At 72.9% G+C, this 18,717-nt stretch carries 13 protein-coding genes; 6 read left to right on the top strand and 7 right to left on the bottom strand.

Annotated elements, in window-relative coordinates:
• Positions 1-26: 26 nt before the first annotated feature.
• Positions 27-2,567, bottom strand: coding sequence for a polynucleotide kinase-phosphatase (locus VT52_RS11785; protein WP_046422032.1), 2,541 nt, complete (start codon positions 2,565-2,567; stop codon positions 27-29).
• On the bottom strand, positions 2,564-4,027 hold the full coding sequence (locus tag VT52_RS11790; RefSeq protein ID WP_046422033.1) for a 3' terminal RNA ribose 2'-O-methyltransferase Hen1: 1,464 nt from the start codon (positions 4,025-4,027) through the stop codon (positions 2,564-2,566). Before VT52_RS11790 ends, VT52_RS11785 begins: the two co-directional genes overlap by 4 nt.
• Before the next feature lie 103 nt (positions 4,028-4,130).
• On the opposite strand from VT52_RS11790, the gene VT52_RS11795 reads away from it, so the two are divergent.
• Positions 4,131-5,054: an LLM class F420-dependent oxidoreductase gene (locus tag VT52_RS11795; protein WP_046422034.1), complete on the top strand. Its 924-nt coding sequence runs from the start codon at positions 4,131-4,133 to the stop codon at positions 5,052-5,054.
• Positions 5,055-5,198: 144 nt separating this feature from the next.
• Here VT52_RS11795 and VT52_RS11800 read toward each other — a convergent pair whose 3' ends face one another.
• The 4 genes from VT52_RS11800 to VT52_RS11815 all read right to left on the bottom strand — a co-directional run bounded on the left by VT52_RS11800 (position 5,199) and on the right by VT52_RS11815 (position 7,940).
• Positions 5,199-5,699, bottom strand: coding sequence for a DUF6099 family protein (locus VT52_RS11800; RefSeq protein ID WP_206306489.1), 501 nt, complete (start codon positions 5,697-5,699; stop codon positions 5,199-5,201).
• 182 nt (positions 5,700-5,881) lie between these two features.
• Complete coding sequence (locus VT52_RS11805; RefSeq protein ID WP_046422035.1) at positions 5,882-6,214, bottom strand: nucleotide pyrophosphohydrolase; 333 nt, start codon at positions 6,212-6,214, stop codon at positions 5,882-5,884.
• Positions 6,198-7,406 carry an AAA family ATPase gene (locus tag VT52_RS11810; protein ID WP_046422036.1) on the bottom strand — a complete coding sequence of 403 codons (1,209 nt, stop codon included), beginning with the start codon at positions 7,404-7,406 and terminating at the stop codon, positions 6,198-6,200. The genes VT52_RS11805 and VT52_RS11810 overlap by 17 nt, the downstream gene beginning before the upstream one ends.
• 126 nt (positions 7,407-7,532) lie before the next feature.
• Positions 7,533-7,940 carry a cell division protein SepF gene (locus tag VT52_RS11815; protein WP_046422037.1) on the bottom strand — a complete coding sequence of 136 codons (408 nt, stop codon included), beginning with the start codon at positions 7,938-7,940 and terminating at the stop codon, positions 7,533-7,535.
• A 258-nt stretch (positions 7,941-8,198) separates the two neighbouring features.
• Here VT52_RS11815 and VT52_RS11820 point away from each other — a divergent pair, with 258 nt between their 5' ends.
• From VT52_RS11820 to meaB, 4 genes are all read left to right on the top strand, one after another.
• A complete protein-coding gene (locus tag VT52_RS11820) occupies positions 8,199-9,908 on the top strand; it encodes a membrane protein (RefSeq protein WP_046422038.1) in 1,710 nt (569 codons plus the stop codon).
• 165 nt (positions 9,909-10,073) lie between these two features.
• Entirely contained in the window at positions 10,074-11,873 is a 1,800-nt protein-coding gene (locus tag VT52_RS11825) for a methylmalonyl-CoA mutase family protein (protein ID WP_046422039.1), read from the top strand.
• A complete protein-coding gene (scpA, locus tag VT52_RS11830) occupies positions 11,873-14,047 on the top strand; it encodes a methylmalonyl-CoA mutase (protein WP_046422040.1) in 2,175 nt (724 codons plus the stop codon). Before VT52_RS11825 ends, scpA begins: the two co-directional genes overlap by 1 nt.
• A gap of 7 nt (positions 14,048-14,054) precedes the next feature.
• A complete protein-coding gene (gene meaB / locus VT52_RS11835; protein ID WP_046422041.1) occupies positions 14,055-15,065 on the top strand; it encodes a methylmalonyl Co-A mutase-associated GTPase MeaB in 1,011 nt (336 codons plus the stop codon).
• On the opposite strand, the gene VT52_RS11840 is transcribed toward meaB, so the two are convergent.
• Positions 15,062-15,751: a GAF and ANTAR domain-containing protein gene (locus tag VT52_RS11840; RefSeq protein ID WP_046422042.1), complete on the bottom strand. Its 690-nt coding sequence runs from the start codon at positions 15,749-15,751 to the stop codon at positions 15,062-15,064. The two genes, meaB and VT52_RS11840, sit on opposite strands and share 4 nt — an antisense overlap.
• A gap of 423 nt (positions 15,752-16,174) precedes the next feature.
• Between VT52_RS11840 and VT52_RS11845 the strand changes: the two genes are divergently transcribed.
• Positions 16,175-18,703: a plasma-membrane proton-efflux P-type ATPase gene (locus VT52_RS11845; RefSeq protein ID WP_046422043.1), complete on the top strand. Its 2,529-nt coding sequence runs from the start codon at positions 16,175-16,177 to the stop codon at positions 18,701-18,703.
• Positions 18,704-18,717 lie beyond the last annotated feature (14 nt).

The raw sequence follows: 18,717 nt of genomic DNA on the forward strand, positions 1-18,717 counted from the left end.
GCGCCGCCACGTCGTCGCTGCGCGCGCTACAGCCGTGGGTCCACCGGCTCCGATTCCAGGGCCAGGACCCCGAACACCGCCTCGTGGACCCGCCACAGCGGCTCGCCGTCGGCCAGCCGGGAGAGGGCTTCCAGGCCGAGGGCGTACTCGCGCAGGGCGAGGGAGCGCTTGTGGTTGAGGAAGCGGCGGCGCAGACGGCTGAGATTGTCGGGGCGGGTGTACTCGGGGCCGTAGATGATCCGCAGGTACTCGCGGCCCCGGCACTTGATGCCGGGCTGGACCAGGCGGCCGTCCGGGCGGTGGGCCAGGGCGGTGAGGGGCTTGACCACCATGCCCTCGCCGCCGCGACCGGTCATCTCCAGCCACCAGTCGACGCCCGCGGCGACCGACTCGGGGTCCGTCGTGTCGACGTAGAGGCGGCGGGTGGTGGCCAGCAGGCCGCTGCCGTCGTGCTCCACCAGGCGGTCCAGCAGCGCCAGTTGCTCGTCGTGCGGGAGCGCGGCCAGGCTGCGGCCCTCGGCGGCGAGGATCTGGAAGGGAGCCAGACGGACCCCGCGGAGGCCGTCGGTGGTCCAGCAGTAGCGACGGTACGCGGCGGTGAACGCGGCCGCGTCCAGGGCACGTTCGCGCTGCCGGTCGAGCAGCCCGGTCACCTCGGCACCCCGGGACGCCGCCGCCTCCAGCGCGGCCAGCGCCCCCGGGAACACGGCTGCGGAGGCCGCGCCGACGGCCGCGTACTGGCTGCGCAGCAGACCCGCGGCCTTCAGCGACCACGGCATCAGCTCGGTGTCCAGCAGCAGCCAGTCCGTGTCCAGTTCGGACCAGAGACCGGCGTCGGAGACCGCCGTGCGCAGCCGGTCGAGGATCTCCTCCGTCGTCTTCCGGTCGTCGAAGAAGGGGCGCCCGGTACGGGTGTACAGCGCGCCCGTGGGACCCTCCACGCCGAACCGCTTCGTCGCCGCCGCCGCGTCCCGGCACACCAGGACCACGGCCCGCGAGCCCATGTGCTTCTCCTCGCACACCACCCGCGCGACCCCGTCCGCCGCGTACTGCGCGAACGCCTCCCGCGGGTGCTCCAGGTAGCCGTCCACCTCGGAGGTGGCCGTCGGCGCCATGGTCGGCGGCAGATACGGCAGCAGGCGCGGATCGATCGCGAAGCGGCTCATGACCTCCAGGGCCGCCGCCGCGTTCTCCTCGCGGACCGCGACCATGCCGGCGTGCCGGGTCTCGACCGCCCGGCGTCCCCGTACGTCGGCGAGGTCCAGCGGCCGCCCGTCCGCTCCGCCGGGCGCCTCGGTGCGCAGTGGGCGCGTCGGCTCGTACCAGACCCGCTCGGCCGGTACGTCGACCAGTTCCCGCTCCGGCCAGCGCAGCGCGGTCAGCTTGCCGCCGAAGACGGCACCGGTGTCCAGGCAGATGGTGTTGTTGAGCCAACTGGCCTCCGGCACCGGGGTGTGGCCGTAGACGACCGCCGCCCGGCCGCGGTAGTCCTCCGCCCACGGGTAGCGCACGGGCAGGCCGAACTCGTCGGTCTCGCCGGTGGTGTCGCCGTACAGGGCGTGCGAGCGAACCCGGCCCGAGGTGCGGCCGTGGTACTTCTCGGGCAGTCCGGCGTGGCAGACGACGAGCTTGCCGCCGTCGAGGACGTAGTGGCTGACCAGACCGTCGAGGAACTGGCGTACCCGCGCCCGGAACTCGTCGCTCTCGCCCTCCATCTGGGCGATGGTCTCCGCGAGGCCGTGGGCGTGCCGCACGTTGCGGCCCTTGAGGTAGCGGCCGTACTTGTTCTCGTGGTTGCCCGGCACGCACAGCGCCTGCCCCGCCTCGACCATCGACATCACGCGGCGCAGCACACCCGGGGAGTCCGGGCCGCGGTCGACGAGGTCCCCGACGAAGACGGCCGTACGGCCCTCGGGGTGGGCGCCCTCCACGTAGCCCAGCCTGCCGAGCAGCGACTCCAGTTCGACGGAGCAGCCGTGGATGTCGCCGATGATGTCGAAGGGGCCGGTGAGGTGGGTGAGGTCGTTGAAGCGCTTCTCGGTGACGACGGTGGCGCTCTCGGCCTCCTCGGCGCCGCGCAGCACATGCACCTTGCGGAAGCCCTCGCGCTCCAGGTTCCGCAGGGAGCGGCGCAGTTCGCGGATGTGCCGCTGGATGACCCGGCGCGGCATGTCGGCGCGGTCGGTGCGGGCCGCGTTGCGCGCGGCGCACACCTCCTCCGGCACGTCGAGGACGATGGCGATGGGCAGCACGTCGTACTGCCTGGCCAGTTCGATCAGCCGGCGGCGGCTGTCCTGCTGCACGCTGGTGGCGTCCACGACGGTGCGGCGCCCGGCGGCGAGCCGCTTGCCGGCGATGTAGTGCAGGACGTCGAAGGCGTCGCGGGTGGCGCCCTGGTCGTTCTCGTCGTCGCTGACCAGGCCGCGGCAGAAGTCCGAGGAGATCACCTCGGTGGGCTTGAAGTGCCGGCGGGCGAAGGTGGACTTGCCGGAGCCGGAGGCGCCGACGAGGACCACGAGGGAGAGGTCGGTGACGGGGAGGACCCGTCCGTCGCGTGTCTCGGTCATGCCGCCTTCGCCTCCTTCTCGGTACGGATGGTGAACAGGGCCAGCTGGGTGGGCGGGCCCACCTCGGGGTCGTCGGGACCGACGGGCGCGAACTCGACCTCGTAGTCGTGTCGTCCGGCCACCTCGGCGGCCCAGTCGCGGAACTCGGCGCGGGTCCACTCGAAGCGGTGGTCGGCGTGCCGGACGTGTCCCGCGGGCAGCGACTCCCAGCGGACGTTGTACTCGGCGTTCGGGGTCGTCACGACGACCGTGCGGGGGCGGGCGTGCCCGAACACGGCGTACTCCAGGGCGGGCAGCCGGGGCAGGTCGAGGTGTTCGACGACCTCGCTGAGCACGGCGGCGTCATAGCCCTTGAGCCGCTTGTCGGTGTAGGCGAGCGAACCCTGCGTCAGCTGGACGCGGGACGCCTGCCGTTCGCCCATGCGGTCCAGCCGCAGCCGCCGGGAGGCGATGCCGAGCGCCCGCACGGAGACATCGACCCCGACGATCTCGGTGAACCGGACGTCCTTGAGGAGTTCTTGGATCAACTGCCCCTGGCCGCAACCGAGATCGAGGACCCGGGTGGCACCGCGGGCGCGCAGCGCGGCGACGATCGCCTCCCTGCGCAGCACCGCGAGCGGGGTCGGCCGCTCCTCCGCATCGGTCTCCTCGCCGACCGCGTTGTCGATCGCCTCGACCTCGCTGTCGTCGGCCTCGGCGAGCCGCACCAGTTCCAGCGCCTCACGCGCCTGCCGGGTCAGCGACCAACGGCGGGAGAGGTAGCGACTGGTGATCAACCGCTGCTCCGGGTGGCCGGGCAGCCAGCCCTCACCGGCCCGCAGCAGCTTGTCGACCTCGTCGGCGGAGACCCAGTAGTGCTTGGCGTCGTCGAGGACCGGCAGCAGGACGTACAGGTGGCGCAGTGCCTCGGCGAGGGTCAGTGTCTCGGACTCCAGCACCAGACGGACGTACCGCGAGTCGCCCCACTGCGGGAACTCCGTGTCCAGCGGCACCGGTTCGGCGTCCACGGTCCAGCCCAGCGGCTCGAACAGCCGTCGTACGAGCGCGGCGCCGCCCCGGGCGGGCAGGGCCGGGACCTCGATGCGCAGCGGCAGCGGCGCGGCGGCCCGCCCGGGGCGGGCGGCGCACACCCCGCGCATGGCGCTGGAGAAGACGGTGCTCAGCGCGACGGCGAGGAGGGAGGAGGCGGCGTAGGGGCGGTCGTTGACGTACTGCGCGAGCGCCGCGTCGGGCGCGCCGCCACGGCCCTTGCCCTTGCCGCGCCGCACCAGCGCCGCGGGATCGGTCTCCAGCAGCAGGGCGGCCGTGCAGCGCGCGTCGTCCGCCTCCGGGTAGAAGACGTGCGCGGTGCCGTAGGACGTCGAGAAGCGCTGTGCCTTGCCCGGGTGCTTGTGCAACAGGTACCCGAGGTCGGTGGCCGGTTCGGCGGCGTCGCCGTTGAGAGAGATCGTCAGGAACACACGTCCGAGTCTGGCGGCCCGAGCACCCCGCTGACCACCGGTTTTCACGCCTCCGGGCGGCTTTGTGCATGGTTGCGTCAGCAACGGCGTGCATGATGGGCGTATGGATCTTCGAGTCTTCACCGAACCCCAGCAGGGCGCGACCTACGACACGCTCCTGCGTGTCGCCAAGACCGCCGAGGAACTGGGCTACGACGCTTTTTTCCGTTCCGACCACTATCTCCACATGGGCAACGTGGACGGGCTTCCCGGCCCCACCGACGCCTGGATCACCCTTGCCGGAATCGCCCGGGAGACCAGTCGCATCCGGCTCGGCACCCTGATGACGGCCGGCACCTTCCGCCTCCCCGGAGTGCTGGCCATCCAGGTGGCCCAGGTGGACCAGATGTCCGGCGGCCGGGTGGAGCTGGGCCTCGGCTCGGGGTGGTACGAGGAGGAGCACAAGGCGTACGGCATCCCGTTCCCGAAGGAGAAGTTCGGGCGGCTGGAGGAACAGCTGGCGATCGTCACGGGGCTGTGGGAGACGCCGGTCGGCGAGCGGTTCGGCTACGACGGCACCTTCTACCAGTTGCAGGACTCCCCCGCGCTGCCGAAGCCGGCGCAGAGCCGGGTGCCGGTGCTCATCGGCGGTCACGGCGCCAAGCGCACGCCGGCGCTGGCGGCGAAGTACGCCGCCGAGTTCAACATCCCCTTCGCCTCCGTCGAGGACAGCGAGCGCCAGTTCGGCCGGGTGCGGGCGGCGGCCGAGGAGCGCGGTCGCAAGGGTGACGACCTCGTGTACTCCAACGCGCTGGTGGCCTGTGTCGGCAGGAACGACGCCGAGGTCGAGCGGCGGGCGCGGACCATCGGCCGCGAGGTGGACGAGCTGAAGGCCAACGGTCTCGCGGGCTCGCCGGCCGAGGTCGTGGAGAAGCTGGGGCGCTATGCGGCGGTGGGTTCGCGGCGGGTCTACCTTCAGATGCTGGACCTGGACGACCTGGACCACCTGGAGCTGATCGCGTCCGAGGTCATGCCGCACGTCGCCTGACGGGGCGGACCCTCGCGCACGGGGGCCGGGCGCGCCGTCGTCCTCGGCGGTGGCGCCCGGTGCGGCTGTTCGGGACGGTCGGTCAGGACGGCTGTCCGGGGGGCGGCTCGACGGGCCGTCGTCGGCACTGCGCACTTCGTGGGCCTATGCGCAGGGCGCGCCCCCGAAGGGGCTCCTCTGGTTGTCGTCCGCCGATAACACCTCCTCCCGCGCGGCCAGCTTGCGCAGCATCTCGCGGACCCGGTCACGGGACTCGTCGGCCGCGTCGATGGCCTCCATGCACTGCCAGTACGTCGTCTCGTCGGCCGCGGCACTGGCCATGCCGACCAGGGCGATACCGACCTCGCCGAGCAGCCCGCCGAGGCAGAGCAGGGTCTCACGGGCGTCCTCCAGCCGGGTGAGCTGGGCGGCGCGCAGATCTCCGAGGTCCAGTTCGGGCGGATCGAGGACCCCGCAGCCCCGGCCCGCCAGCTCGGTCAGCCCGAGCGCCTCGCCGCGCAGCTCCGGGGGTCCGGATACCGCGAGCCTGCTGCCGATCGCCTGGGCGAGGGCCTGCGCCTGCCACACCTCCGCCATCAACTCGCGGGTGTCCGCGCCATTCGCCAGGGCTCGTCTGCCGGTGAGGATGAGTCGTACCGCGTCCATCCGTCGCCCCCGTCCCTCCACGCACTCGCTCGTACGTTCACTGGTTCTTCTGTCCACTACCCAGAGTGAGGGTCGTTGGTGCGAAAAGCTAGAGGAAGCCCGAAATCTGTGGACAACAATTCGGATTCGGCAGGTGAATTGACTGCGGAGAGTAATAACGGAACCAGATGGTCCGCCTGTTGTCAGTCCTCAGGCGCCGGAAAGCGGTGTTCGTTGCGGTCGATCTTCTCGGACAGCGCGACCAGCGGGTCGATGTCCAGGACCTGGCAGAGCTGGAGGAGGTAGGCGAGGACGTCGGCGACCTCGTCGCGGACGCGGTGCGCGGTGCCGGGGTCGGACATCACCCGGGCCGACTCCTCCGGGGTCAACCACTGGAAGATCTCCACCAGTTCGGAGCTCTCCACGCTCAGGGCGGAGGCGAGGTTCTTGGGGGTGTGGTAGCGCCCCCAGTTCCGGGCGGCGGCGAACTCGGCCAGCCGGCGCTGGAGTCGGGGGAGGTCAGGGTGTTCCGTCACGGTCCAGGTGTACCACCGCGACGCCCTCGGTCCCCGCGCACCAGGAGGCGTCCTGCACCGCCGCGACGAGCCGGATGTGCCCGTACTCGCCCATTCGGGCCGCGAGCCGCAGCAGCGACCGGCGCTGGCCCGGGTCGAGGGAGCGGTCGAAGCCGTCGGCGAGGACGGTGAGGGAGCGCAGGGCGTCGGGAACCTCGCCCGGCGGGTCCATGTCCAGGACACCGGAGCCGGTCAGCAGCACCAACGCGAGCGCGAGATGGCGGAGTTCGCCCTCGCCGAGGCGGGCCAGTTCCGTGCGGTGGCCGTCACCGCGGTCGAGGAGTGCGCGCACCGTGCCGTCGAAGAGGGGTTCGGCGATCAGGTCGTGCACCGGTCCGGCGCAGCCCGCGCGCAGCACCTCGACCAGCCGGCCGTGTCTGCGGGCACACTCGACGCGGGTGCGCCACAGCACGTCGGCGAGGTTGTCGCAGCCGGGCATCAGCCGGCCGGAGCCGGTGGGCACCGGGGTGCGCATGCAGTCGGGGCGCGGGTCGCAGGCGAACACCGAGCGCAGGGCGACGACCATCTGCTCGGCCGCGGCCAGCACCCTGCGCTGCCCGTCCGTCTTGCCGGCCACGCGCAGCGGGAGCAGGGCGGTGCCGAGGCGGTCGTCGGGCAGTGGCGCGCGGGTCACCGGCGCGGTGCCCGCGGTGTGCCAGGCGGCCTGTACCGCACGGCGTCCCGGGTCGCGTAACGCGGTCTGGAGCAGGACGACATCGCCCGCGCTCAGCCGCTCGCCCACGATCCGCAGCTGCGGTTCGGCCTGCACGGCGACGTCGAGCCGCACCGGCCCCTCGGCGCCGTCGGCCGTGCAGCCGATCCGGAAGCCACGGCGCCCCTCGCCGTCGGGCCGGGCCCGCTCGGGCACACAGGCGACCGGGTCCGGGAACGCCTCCACGAGCGGCGCGCCGCCGGCGAGCCGGGCCAGCGCCTCGTAGGCCGCCAGCGCCGTGGTCTTCCCCGATCCGCTGGGCCCCGCGAACACCGTGACCGCCCCCAGCGGAAAACCCGCGCCCCGGTGTCCGGCGAACGCCGACAACCGCAGCTCGGTGATCCGGGGCCGCACGTCGAGGGGCTCCCGGGAGTCGGGCGGGAGGGTCCCGCCGAACTCCTCGGCCACCGGCGGCTCAGCGGAAGCGAAAGGCATGGCCATGCCCGGAACCTAGGGCTCCGCCGAGGCGGTGAACCGTTTACCCGGCGGAGGTTCCCACGATCGAGGCCGTCGGGGGCAACCACGGGACCCGCGCCTCACCCGGAGGAGCTACGCGGCGGGCCCGGCTCACCCCGCCCCCTCCAGCAGCCCGCTGACCTCCGTGCCGGGCGGCGTCAGCAGGAAGACGTTGCGGTCCACCCGGTGCATGCCGCTGCCCAGGCCGAAGACGACGCCCGTGCTGAAGTCGAGGACCCGCTTGGCGACCTCACCTTCGGCGCCGGAGAGGTCGAGGAGGACGGGCGCGCCCGCCATCACCGTCTCGGCGACGTCCCGGGCGTCGGCGAAGACGTTGACGCGCAGGACCACGAAGCGGCGCCGGGTCTCGGTCTCGTCGTCTGGGAGGGACCGGTGGTCCACCGCCGAGGGCCACGCGTCGCGGCCCCGTAGCGGCACGACCTGGGCGAGCCCTTCCCACTGTTCATCGGTGACGTCGTAGCGGCTCACCGGCTCCCCCCGACCTGACTCGCTTTCCATGCCTGCACCAGCTAATTCTTACGCCAAGTCACCCGTTCGGCCCAACAACGACACACAGCGACACGGAAGCGATCGGTCCGGCGGCGCCAACCCCGCCCCATCTCTGGGCAGATGTGCGAATATGCCCGCTTCTTACCGCTCTCATACCGGACTCTTCACCGCTGGTCGCGCACCGGTCACGCACCGCCGCTAGCGTCCGGTCCCGTGCACTTGGCAGAAACACAGCAGGTGGCGCCCGGCCGGCGGACGAGGCCGGCGGTGTCCGCCGTACCCGGACCGCGCGCTCAGGCGCCCGGAGGGCCCGCGCAGTGGCACCGCGTCCTCACACTCCTCGCCGACGTGAGCCTGTTCATCGGAACCCGGTCCGTCTGGACCCAGGCGGCCACGCACCGCCTGGTCCTCGCCGCGGTCGTCTCGCTCTGTTACGCGGCGATCCTGGCGACCGGCGTCCTCGCGCTGACGGTCCGCCGGGCCCGCTCGCTGGCCCGCCTGGACCTGGTGGTGCTGGTGACCGCGGTCGTCCTCGCCCTGTGCGCGTGGGCGCTGAACCACCGCGGCGGCGACGAGGCGCTCCTGACCACCCAGGCCGCCAGGGAACTCCTCCACGGCCACCACCTGTACGACCACCCCTGGCCATGGCTGTTCCGCATCAAGGGCGTCGCCCTGACCGCGACGACGACCGGCGGCTACGACTACACGTACGGATATCCCCCGCTCGCGCCGCTGCTCACCGTCCCGTTCCTGTGGCTGGGCCACGGCGGCGCCCCGGCGACGGCGGTGGCCACCCTCGCGCTCGTCGCGGGCGCGATCGCGCTGTGGCGGCTGGTCCCGGCGCAGTGGCGGTCGGCGGCCACGATGGTCTTCCTCGGCTTCGGCCTGCTGCCCGGCTACGCCCGCCAGGGCTACCCGGCGATCGTCGCCCTCGCACTGCTGGTCCCGGTGGTGGTCCGCTGGCCCCGGCTCGGCGCGCGCGGCCGGCTCGGCGCGGTCGGCGTCGCCCGCGCCGCCTGTCTCGGCGCGGCCTGCGCGGCCCAGCAACTCCCCTGGTTCGTCGCGCCGTTCCTGCTCGCCGGGATCTACGCGGTGCGCCGCGGCGAGCTGGGCGGCCGGGCCGCCGCACGGGTGGTGCTGCGCATCACCGGGACCGCCCTCCTGGCCTTCCTGCTGATCGACGCCTATCTGATCGTGACCGAGCCCGGCCCCTGGCTGCGCGGCATCGTGCTGCCGCTGACCCAGGGCGCGGTGCTGCACGGCCAGGGCATCGTCGGCATCTCGCTGTACTTCACCCACGGCAGCGACCGCCTCGACTGGTACGGGCACGCGAGCATGCTGCTGGCCGCCGCCCTGCTGGCCCTGTTCGTGCTGTTCGTGCGGCGCCTCGGGCCGGCCGCGACCGTGCTGCCGTGGTGCGCGTTCTTCCTGGCGACGCGCTCGCAGGACGGCTACTACCTGATGATGACCCCGCTGTGGCTGGCGGCGGCGGTCACCGCGCCGCTGCCGGAGTTCGCGCACGCCTGGCAGCCCCGGCCGCGTTTCCTGGCCGGACCGCGGCGCGGGCCCGCCCGGCTCGCGGCCGTCGCGGTGCTGCTCGCGCCCGCGTCGGTCAGCGCGGTCCTCGCGGCCACCGGGAGCCCGCCGCTGCGGATGGACGTCGCGGCGGTACGGCCCCTGGCGCCGGACGCGATCTCCGGGGTGACCCTGAGGGTCACCAACACCGGCGACGAGCCGCTCACCCCGCACTACATGCTCACCAAAGGACAGGGCATGAGCCGATACTGGCCACTCGCGCACGGCCCGGCCACGATCCCGGCGCACGGCGCGGCCACCGTCGAACTCCGCGCGCCCTCCGGCAGCTTCACGCTCCCCGGGAAGCGGAGCACCCGGCTGCGGCTGCGCGCCTTCACCGGCGGCCCCCAGACGCTCTCCACCCGGGACGTACCCCGCTCCGAGCTGCTCGTCAAGGGCTGAACACCCCCGCCCGCCGCGTGCGGTCCGGCCGTCGCGGACGCCGGACCGCACCCTCGTACCAGGGGGATCACCCGCGGGAGCGGTGCGGGTCACAGCCGCAAGGGGAGAAAACTCACAAGCGATTGCTCTGCACTCTTTTGAGCACCCTGGCCTAGCATCCGAGCCATGACGGTCCTGCCTGACGACGGGCTCCCGCTGGCCGCCGAGTTCCCTGACGCGACACACGAGCAGTGGCAACGCCTGGTCGAGGGTGTGCTGCGCAAGTCGGGCAAGGAAGTCTCGGGCACGGCAGCTGAGGACGCTCTGTCCACGACGCTGGAGGACGGGCTGCGCACCCGTCCCCTGTACACGGCGCGCGACACCGCGCCCGACCCCGGTCTGCCCGGGTTCGCCCCGTTCATACGGGGCGCGCGCCCCGAGGGCGGGGTCGCGGGCGGCTGGGACGTGCGCCAGCGGCACACGACGCTCGCCGACGGCGCGGTCCTCACCGACCTGGAGAACGGCGGCACCTCACTATGGCTGGCGCTGGGCGAGGGCGGCATCCCCCTCGCCGACCTGCGCCGGGCCCTGGAGGGCGTCTACCTGGACCTCGCGCCGGTCGTGCTGGACGCCGGGCGGGACACCGCCGAGGCCGCCGAGGCACTGCTGGCCCTCCACCAGGACAAGGGCGTCGAGCCCGGGGCCGTACGCGGCAACCTCGGCGGCGACCCGCTCGGGTACGAGGCCCGCACCGGCGCCGCGCAGGACTTCGCGCCGTACTCCGGCCTGGCCGCGCGCTGCGCCAGGGCCTACCCGGGCCTGCGCGCGCTGACGGTGGACGCGCTGCCGTACCACGAGGCCGGCGGCTCGGCCGCGCAGGAGCTGGGCGCCTCGCTCGGCACCGGTGTGGCCTATCTGCGGGCGCTGACCGAGGCGGGACTCACCGTCGAAGAGGCCGCGGGGCAGCTGGAGTTCCGCTACGCGGCCACCGCCGACCAGTTCCTGACCATCGCCAAGCTGCGCGCGGCACGCCGGCTGTGGGCGCGGGTCACGGAGGTCAGCGGGGCGCCGAGCGCCCAGGTGCAGCACGTGGTGACGTCACCGGTGATGATGTCCCGCCGCGATCCGTGGGTGAACATGCTGCGCACCACGGTCGCGACGCTCGCCGCCGGAGTGGGCGGCGCCGACTCCGTGACGGTGCTGCCGTTCGACCACGCGCTCGGCCTGCCGGACGCGTTCGCCCGGCGCATCGCCCGCAACACCTCCACGATCCTGGTCGAGGAGTCGTACCTCGCCCGCGTCATCGACCCGGCGGGCGGCTCCTGGTACGTGGAGAAGCTGACCGACGAACTCGCCGCGGCGGCGTGGGAGTTCTTCCGGACCATCGAGCGCGACGGCGGCCAGGCGGCCGTGCTGCGCTCCGGGCGGCTGCGCACCGACCTCGCGACGACCTGGGCGGAGCGTTCCAAGAAGCTCGCCAAGCGGCGCGAACCCATCACAGGTGTCAGCGAGTTCCCGCTGCTGGCCGAGAAGCCGGTGGAGCGCGCGCCCGCACCCGAGGCACCGTCCGGCGGGCTGCCCCGGGTGCGCCGGGACGAGGCGTTCGAGGAGCTGCGGGCGCGTTCCGACGCCCATCTCGCGGCGACCGGCGCCCGCCCGCGGATCTTCCTCGCCACCTTCGGCTCGGCCGCGGAGTACACCGCACGGGCCTCCTTCGCCGCCAACCTGTTCCAGGCCGGCGGCATCGAGCCGGTGACCGAGGGCGACTTCGCGGCCAGCGGCGCCACCGAGGCCGTGCTCTGCTCCAGCGACGCGCGGTACGCCGAACAGGCCGAGCGGACGGCCGAGTCGCTGCGCGCGGCCGGCGCCCGGCATCTGTTCCTGGCGGGCCGGGGCGAGTACGCCGGCGTCGACCGTCACGTCTTCGCGGGCTGCGACGCCGTCGATGTGCTGTCCGCGACTCTCGACCGCATGGGAGTGTCCTGATGGGAATCCCCGACTTCTCCGGCATCGAGCTGGGGACCCCGGTGGCCGGCGGCAGCGCCGAGGAGTGGCAGGCCGCCGTCAAGCAGGCCACCGGCGGCACCGACCCGCTGTGGGAGACCCCGGAGGGCATCGGGGTCAAGCCGCTGTACACCGGGCGCGACCTGGAGGGCCTGGACTTCCTGGGCACCTACCCGGGCATGGCGCCCTACCTGCGCGGCCCGTACCCGACGATGTACGTCAACCAGCCCTGGACGATCCGCCAGTACGCGGGCTTCTCCACCGCCGAGGAGTCCAACGCCTTCTACCGGCGCAACCTGGCGGCCGGCCAGAAGGGCCTGTCGGTCGCCTTCGACCTGCCCACGCACCGGGGTTACGACAGCGACCACCCGCGCGTCACCGGCGACGTCGGCATGGCGGGCGTCGCGATCGACTCGATCTACGACATGCGGCAGCTGTTCGACGGGATCCCGCTCGACCGGATGACCGTGTCGATGACGATGAACGGCGCCGTGCTGCCGGTGCTGGCGCTGTACATCGTGGCGGCGGAGGAACAGGGCGTACCGCCCGAGAAGCTGGCCGGGACCATCCAGAACGACATCCTCAAGGAGTTCATGGTCCGCAACACCTACATCTATCCGCCGAAGCCGTCGATGCGGATCATCTCCGACATCTTCGCGTACACCTCGCAGCGGATGCCGCGCTACAACTCCATCTCCATCTCCGGCTACCACATCCAGGAGGCCGGTGCGACGGCCGACCTGGAGCTGGCGTACACCCTCGCCGACGGTGTGGAGTACATCCGCGCGGGGCGCGAAGCCGGCCTGGACGTGGACGCGTTCGCGCCGCGTCTGTCGTTCTTCTGGGCGATCGGCATGAACTTCTTCATGGAGGTCGCGAAGCTCAGGGCGGCCCGGCTGCTGTGGGCCAAGCTGGTCGCGCAGTTCGAGCCGAAGAACACCAAGTCCCTGTCGCTGCGCACCCATTCCCAGACCTCGGGCTGGTCGCTGACCGCGCAGGACGTGTTCAACAACGTCACGCGCACCTGTGTGGAGGCGATGGCCGCGACCCAGGGCCACACCCAGTCGCTGCACACCAACGCGCTGGACGAGGCGCTCGCGCTCCCCACCGACTTCTCGGCGCGCATCGCCCGCAACACCCAGCTGCTCATCCAGCAGGAGTCGGGCACCACCCGGGTCATCGACCCGTGGGGCGGCAGCGCCTATGTGGAACGGCTGACGTACGACCTCGCCCGCCGGGCCTGGGCGCACATCCAGGAGGTGGAGCAGGCCGGCGGCATGGCGCAGGCCATCGACGCCGGCATCCCCAAGCTGCGCGTGGAGGAGGCGGCGGCCCGCGTCCAGGCACGCATCGACTCCGGGCGCCAGCCGGTGATCGGCGTCAACAAGTACCGGGTCGACAGCGACGAGCAGATCGACGTGCTCAAGGTCGACAACTCCTCGGTGCGCGCCCAGCAGATCGAGAAGCTGCGCCGGCTGCGCGCGGAGCGGGACGAGCAGGCGTGCCGGGACGCGCTGGACGCGCTCACCCGGGCCGCCGAGGGCACCGGGAACCTGCTGGAGCTGGCGGTGCGGGCGGCCCGCGCCAAGGCGACCGTCGGCGAGATCTCCGACGCCCTGGAGAAGGTGTACGGCCGGCACGCGAGCCAGATCCGTACGATCTCCGGTGTGTACCGCAACGAAGCCGGGGAGTCCCCGTCCGTGGACCGCACCCGCGCCCTGGTGGACGCCTTCGAGGAGGCGGAGGGGCGCCGGCCGCGCATCCTGGTCGCCAAGATGGGCCAGGACGGCCACGACCGCGGCCAGAAGGTGATCGCGACCGCGTTCGCCGACCTCGGCTTCGACGTCGACGTCGGCCCGCTGTTCCAGACGCCGGACGAGGTGGCCCGGCAGGCGGTCGAGGCGGATGTGCACGTGGTCGGCGTGTCCTCGCTGGCCGCCGGTCACCTCACCCTCGTGCCGGCGCTGCGCGAGAAGCTGGCTCAGGAGGGCCGTGCGGACATCATGGTCGTGGTCGGCGGGGTGATCCCGCCGCAGGACGTGCCCACGCTCCTGGAGATGGGCGCCACGGCCGTGTTCCCGCCCGGGACGGTGATCCCGGACGCGGCGTACGACCTGGTCCAGCGCCTGGCGGCCGACCTCGGCCACGAGCTGTAGGGCCGCGATGGCCCCGATCGATCTCGACACGTACGTGAAGGGTGTACTCGACGGGAAGCGGGCCCTGGTGGCCCGCGCCATCACGCTCGTCGAGTCCACCCGGCCGCAGCACCGGGCGCTGGCGCAGGAGTTGCTGACCCGGCTGCTGCCGCACAGCGGCCGGGCCCGGCGGATCGGCATCAGCGGGGTGCCGGGGGTCGGCAAGTCGACGTTCATCGACGCGTTCGGCACCATGCTGACCTCGCTGGGGCACCGGGTCGCCGTCCTCGCCGTCGACCCCTCCTCGACCCGCACCGGCGGCTCCATCCTCGGCGACAAGACGCGGATGGAACGGCTGTCCGTCGACCCGGCCGCCTTCGTACGGCCCTCCCCCAGCGCGGGCACGCTGGGCGGGGTCACGAAGGCCACCCGGGAGTCGATGGTGGTGATGGAGGCGGCGGGCTACGACGTGGTCCTCGTGGAGACCGTCGGCGTCGGGCAGTCGGAGACGGCGGTCGCCGACATGGTCGACACCTTCCTGCTGCTCACCCTGGCCCGCACCGGCGACCAGTTGCAGGGCATCAAGAAGGGCGTCCTGGAACTGGCCGACGTGATCGCCGTCAACAAGGCGGACGGCCCGCACGAGCGGGACGCCCGGTCGGCGGCACGGGAGCTGGCGGGCGCGCTGCGGCTGATGCACGGCAAGGACGCGTTCTGGACCCCGCCGGTGCTGCACTGCAGCGCGCGCGAGTCCACGGGCCTCGGCACGGTGTGGGAACGGCTTGAGCAGCACCGCACCCTGCTGGACTCCACCGGCCGGCTCACCGCCAAGCGGCGGGACCAGCAGGTCGACTGGACCTGGGCGATGGTCCGCGACGAACTCCTCGGCCGGCTGCACGCGGACCCGGCGGTACGGGCGGCGGCACCGGAGCTCGAACGGCAGGTCAGGGAGGGCCGGCTGACGGCGACGCTGGCGGCCGAACAGATCCTGGGGGCCTTCGGGGCAGGCGGCGCGGGGCCGGCCGGCCGGAGGCGCTAGCCGAGGCCGCCCCGCTCGCAGATCTGCCGGGCCACTTCCCGGAGTTTGACGTTCTTGTCCTGGGAGTAGCGGCGCAGCACGTCGAAGGCCTGGTCCTCGGTGAGGTCGTGGCTGCCCATGAGGATGCCCATGGCCTCGCCGATGACGTGCCGGGTGGCGACGGCCTGCTCCAGCTGGGCGTTGGTGCGGGCGCTGGAGAAGGCGACCGCGGCGTGCGAGGCGAGCAGCCAGCCAGCCGTCTCGCTGGCCTCGCCGAAGGCGCCCGGACCGCGGGAGTAGATGTTCAGCGCGCCCAGGTCCTCGTCCTCGGTGTAGAGCAGGAAACCCATCATGCTGCCGAGGCCCAGTTCGCGGCCCTCGGCCACGTAGCGGGGCCAGCCCGGGTGGTCCTCGCGGAAGTCGGCGATCCGGAACACCCGCTCGTCGCTCTCCGGACGGGCGACGTCGTAGCAGGGCCCTTCCTGGAGGCGCTCCTGCAACTGGTCGCTGTCGATCACCACCTGGTCGGTCGGCGCGAGGGTGCGGACACCCTTGGCGTGCAGGATGAGGATCCCGGCCGCGTCACAGCCCGGGACGAGCTCGGTGGCGGAGCGGGTGATCCGCTCCAGGGTGTCGGTCACCGTGTCCTGCGCCAGCAGATCCCGCGCCAGCACTGCCATCCGCTCGGCGAACCCGCGCCAGTCCATCGTTCTCCTCCCTGTCCGCCTCCATAGACCGACCACCTGCCCTGTTTCCACCATCGCATCCCTGTCCCGCCCCGGCCGACCGCTCCGGGACGGGTGGCGGAGCCGGGAGAAGACCGCCCGGGACCGGGACGACGCCCTCGCGGTCGCCGCCGTCGTCCGCACCGCCGGCGCCGTCGAGAACCCCGCGCGCCGCCGCCGGGCACACCTCCCTCATGGTCCGCCTCGGCGGACTTCCCGGGCCCCGGCCGAGCGCCACCGCGAGCCTCGCGAAGGCCGCGTCCGGCGCGCGGGCGTCCGAAGCGGGTGGTGCGGATGATGGAGACGGGGCGGCAGAGCGCGGACGCGTCGCGGCGGTCGCCCGCGAGGGAGCGGGCGGCAGGGCGACGACCTGGAGGAACGCGATCGGAGAGGGGATCGGATCGGATGTCGACGGATACGGATACGGACCTGCTCAGAATGCCGCTGCCGGAGGCTCTCGCGGAGCTGGACAGCACGCGGGGCGGGCTGAGCGGTGCGGAGGCGCACAAGCGTCTGGAGCGCTGCGGTCCGAACGCGATCGAGGAGCACCGCCGGGGTGTGCCGGCGGAGCTGGCGTCGTTCTTCTGGGGGCCCATCCCGTGGATGATCGAGGTGGCGCTGGTGCTGTCCGGTGTCCTGCGGCACTGGGACGACGTGGCGGTCATCGGGGTGCTGCTGGTGGTCAACGCGGCCGTCGGGTTCTGGCAGGAGCACACCGCCGCGGACGCGGTGGCGGCGCTGAAGAGCCAGCTGGCGCTGCGGGCCACGGTGTGCCGGGACGGCGGGTGGCGGAAGGTGGACGCGGCCGGGCTGGTGCCCGGGGACGTGGTGCGGGTGCGGCTGGGCGACATCGTCCCCGCGGATGTGCGCCTGCTGGACGGGGAGTACCTGAGCGTGGACCAGTCGGCGCTGACCGGCGAGTCGATGCCGGCGGACAAGCGCGAGGGAGACGCGGCCTACTCGGGGTCGGTCGCGGTGCGCGGGGACATGACCGCGGTGGTCACCCACACCGGCTCGCGCACGTACTTCGGGCGGACCACCCGTCTGGTGGCCGCGGCGCGGCCGGTGTCCCACTTCCAGAAGGCCGTGCTGGCCATCGGGGACTACCTGATCTGGATGAGCCTGGTGCTGGTGCTGGTGCTGGTGGTGGTGGAGCTGTTCCGCGGGGCGCGGGTGCTCACCCTGCTGCAGTTCGCGCTGATCCTGACGGTGGCCGCGATTCCGGTCGCGATGCCGGCGGTGCTGTCGGTGACGATGGCGGTCGGCGCGGTGGCCCTGTCGAAGATGAAGGCGATCGTGACCCGGCTGGAGTCCATCGAGGAGATGGCCGGGATCGATGTGCTGTGCAGTGACAAGACCGGCACCTTGACCGAGAACCGGCTCACGCTGGGGGAGCCGGTGCCCGTCGGCGCGCGCGACGGCGGGCAGGTGGTGCTCGCGGGCGCGCTGGCCTGCGCGCCGGAGACCGACGACGCGATCGACCGCGCCGTGCTCGGTGGCCTGCCCGGCGCCGAGGCGCTGCGCGGCTACCGGCAGACCGGTTTCGTGCCCTTCGACCCGGTCGGCAAGCGCACCTCGGCCGACATCACCGGGCCGGAGGGCTCGTTCACCGTCACCAAGGGCGCGCCGCAGGTCGTCCTGGCACTGTGCGACCCGGCGCCCGACGAGGCCGCCCGCGCGGACGAGGCGGTCCGGCGTCTGGCCGCCGCGGGCCGGCGCGCCCTGGGGGTGGCCCGGCGCGACGGGGACGGCCCGTGGCGGTTCCTGGGGCTGCTGCCGCTGTCCGACCCGCCCCGCCCGGACTCCGCCGACACCGTCCGCCGCGCCGTGGAGCACGGCATCACCGTGAAGATGCTCACCGGCGACAACAGCGCCATCGCCGCCGAGGTCGCGGGCCGCATCGGCCTGGGGACCGAGGTCCGTCGCGCGGGCGACCTGCTCGGCGACGACCCGCGGCGGCGGCTCGGGGACGCGGACGCGGCCCGGATCGAGGCCGCCGACGGGTTCGCCGAGGTCTTCCCCGAGCACAAGTACGCCATCGTCAAGGCGCTGCAGGAGCGGGGCCACGTCGTCGGCATGACCGGCGACGGCGTCAACGACGCCCCCGCCCTGAAGCAGGCCGACACCGGCGTCGCGGTCTCCGGTGCCACCGACGCCGCGCGCTCCGCCGCGGACCTGGTGCTGACCGCGCCCGGCCTGTCGGTGATCATCGCCGCCATCGAGCGCGCGCGGATCATCTTCGAGCGGATGAACTCCTACGCCATCTACCGTGTCACCGAGACCATCCGCATCGTGCTGTTCGTCGTCGCCGCCATGATCGCGTTCAACACGTACCCGATCAACGCGATCCTGATCATCCTGCTGGCGTTGTTCAACGACCTGCCGATCATGACCATCGCGGTCGACAACACCCCGCTGGACCCCCAGCCGGTCCGCTGGGACATGCGCCGGGTGCTGAGCGTGGCCACCGTGCTGGGCACGATCGGCGTCGTCGAGACCTTCCTGATGCTGCTGCTGGCCAGGCAGTGGCTGCACCTGGACACCTCGCACATCCAGACGCTGATCTTCCTCAAGCTCGCCGTCGCCGGGCACCTGACCCTGTTCGTCGCCCGCAGCCGCGGCCCCCTGCTGTCCCGACCCTGGCCCGCGCCCGCCATGCTCTGGGCCGCCATCGGCACCAAGGTCCTCGCCACCGCCCTGGTCGGCTTCGGCCTCGGTCTGGTCACCCCGGTCAGCTGGGCGCAGATCGGTTTCGTCTGGGTCTACTGCATCGCGTGGGTCTTCGTCGAGGACTGGGCCAAACTCGCCGTCTACCGCCACCTCGATCACAGCAGCACCCACCACCGGCGCTTCCTCGGCCACCTGCACCAACAGCTGCACCCCGCCCCCGCCGCCGGGCCCCGGGGCGCGCGCCAGGGCCCCGGGAGCACGTGAGGCCCGGGAAGGGC

The organism is Streptomyces malaysiense, assembly GCF_000980885.2.
Lineage (GTDB): Bacteria > Actinomycetota > Actinomycetes > Streptomycetales > Streptomycetaceae > Streptomyces > Streptomyces malaysiense.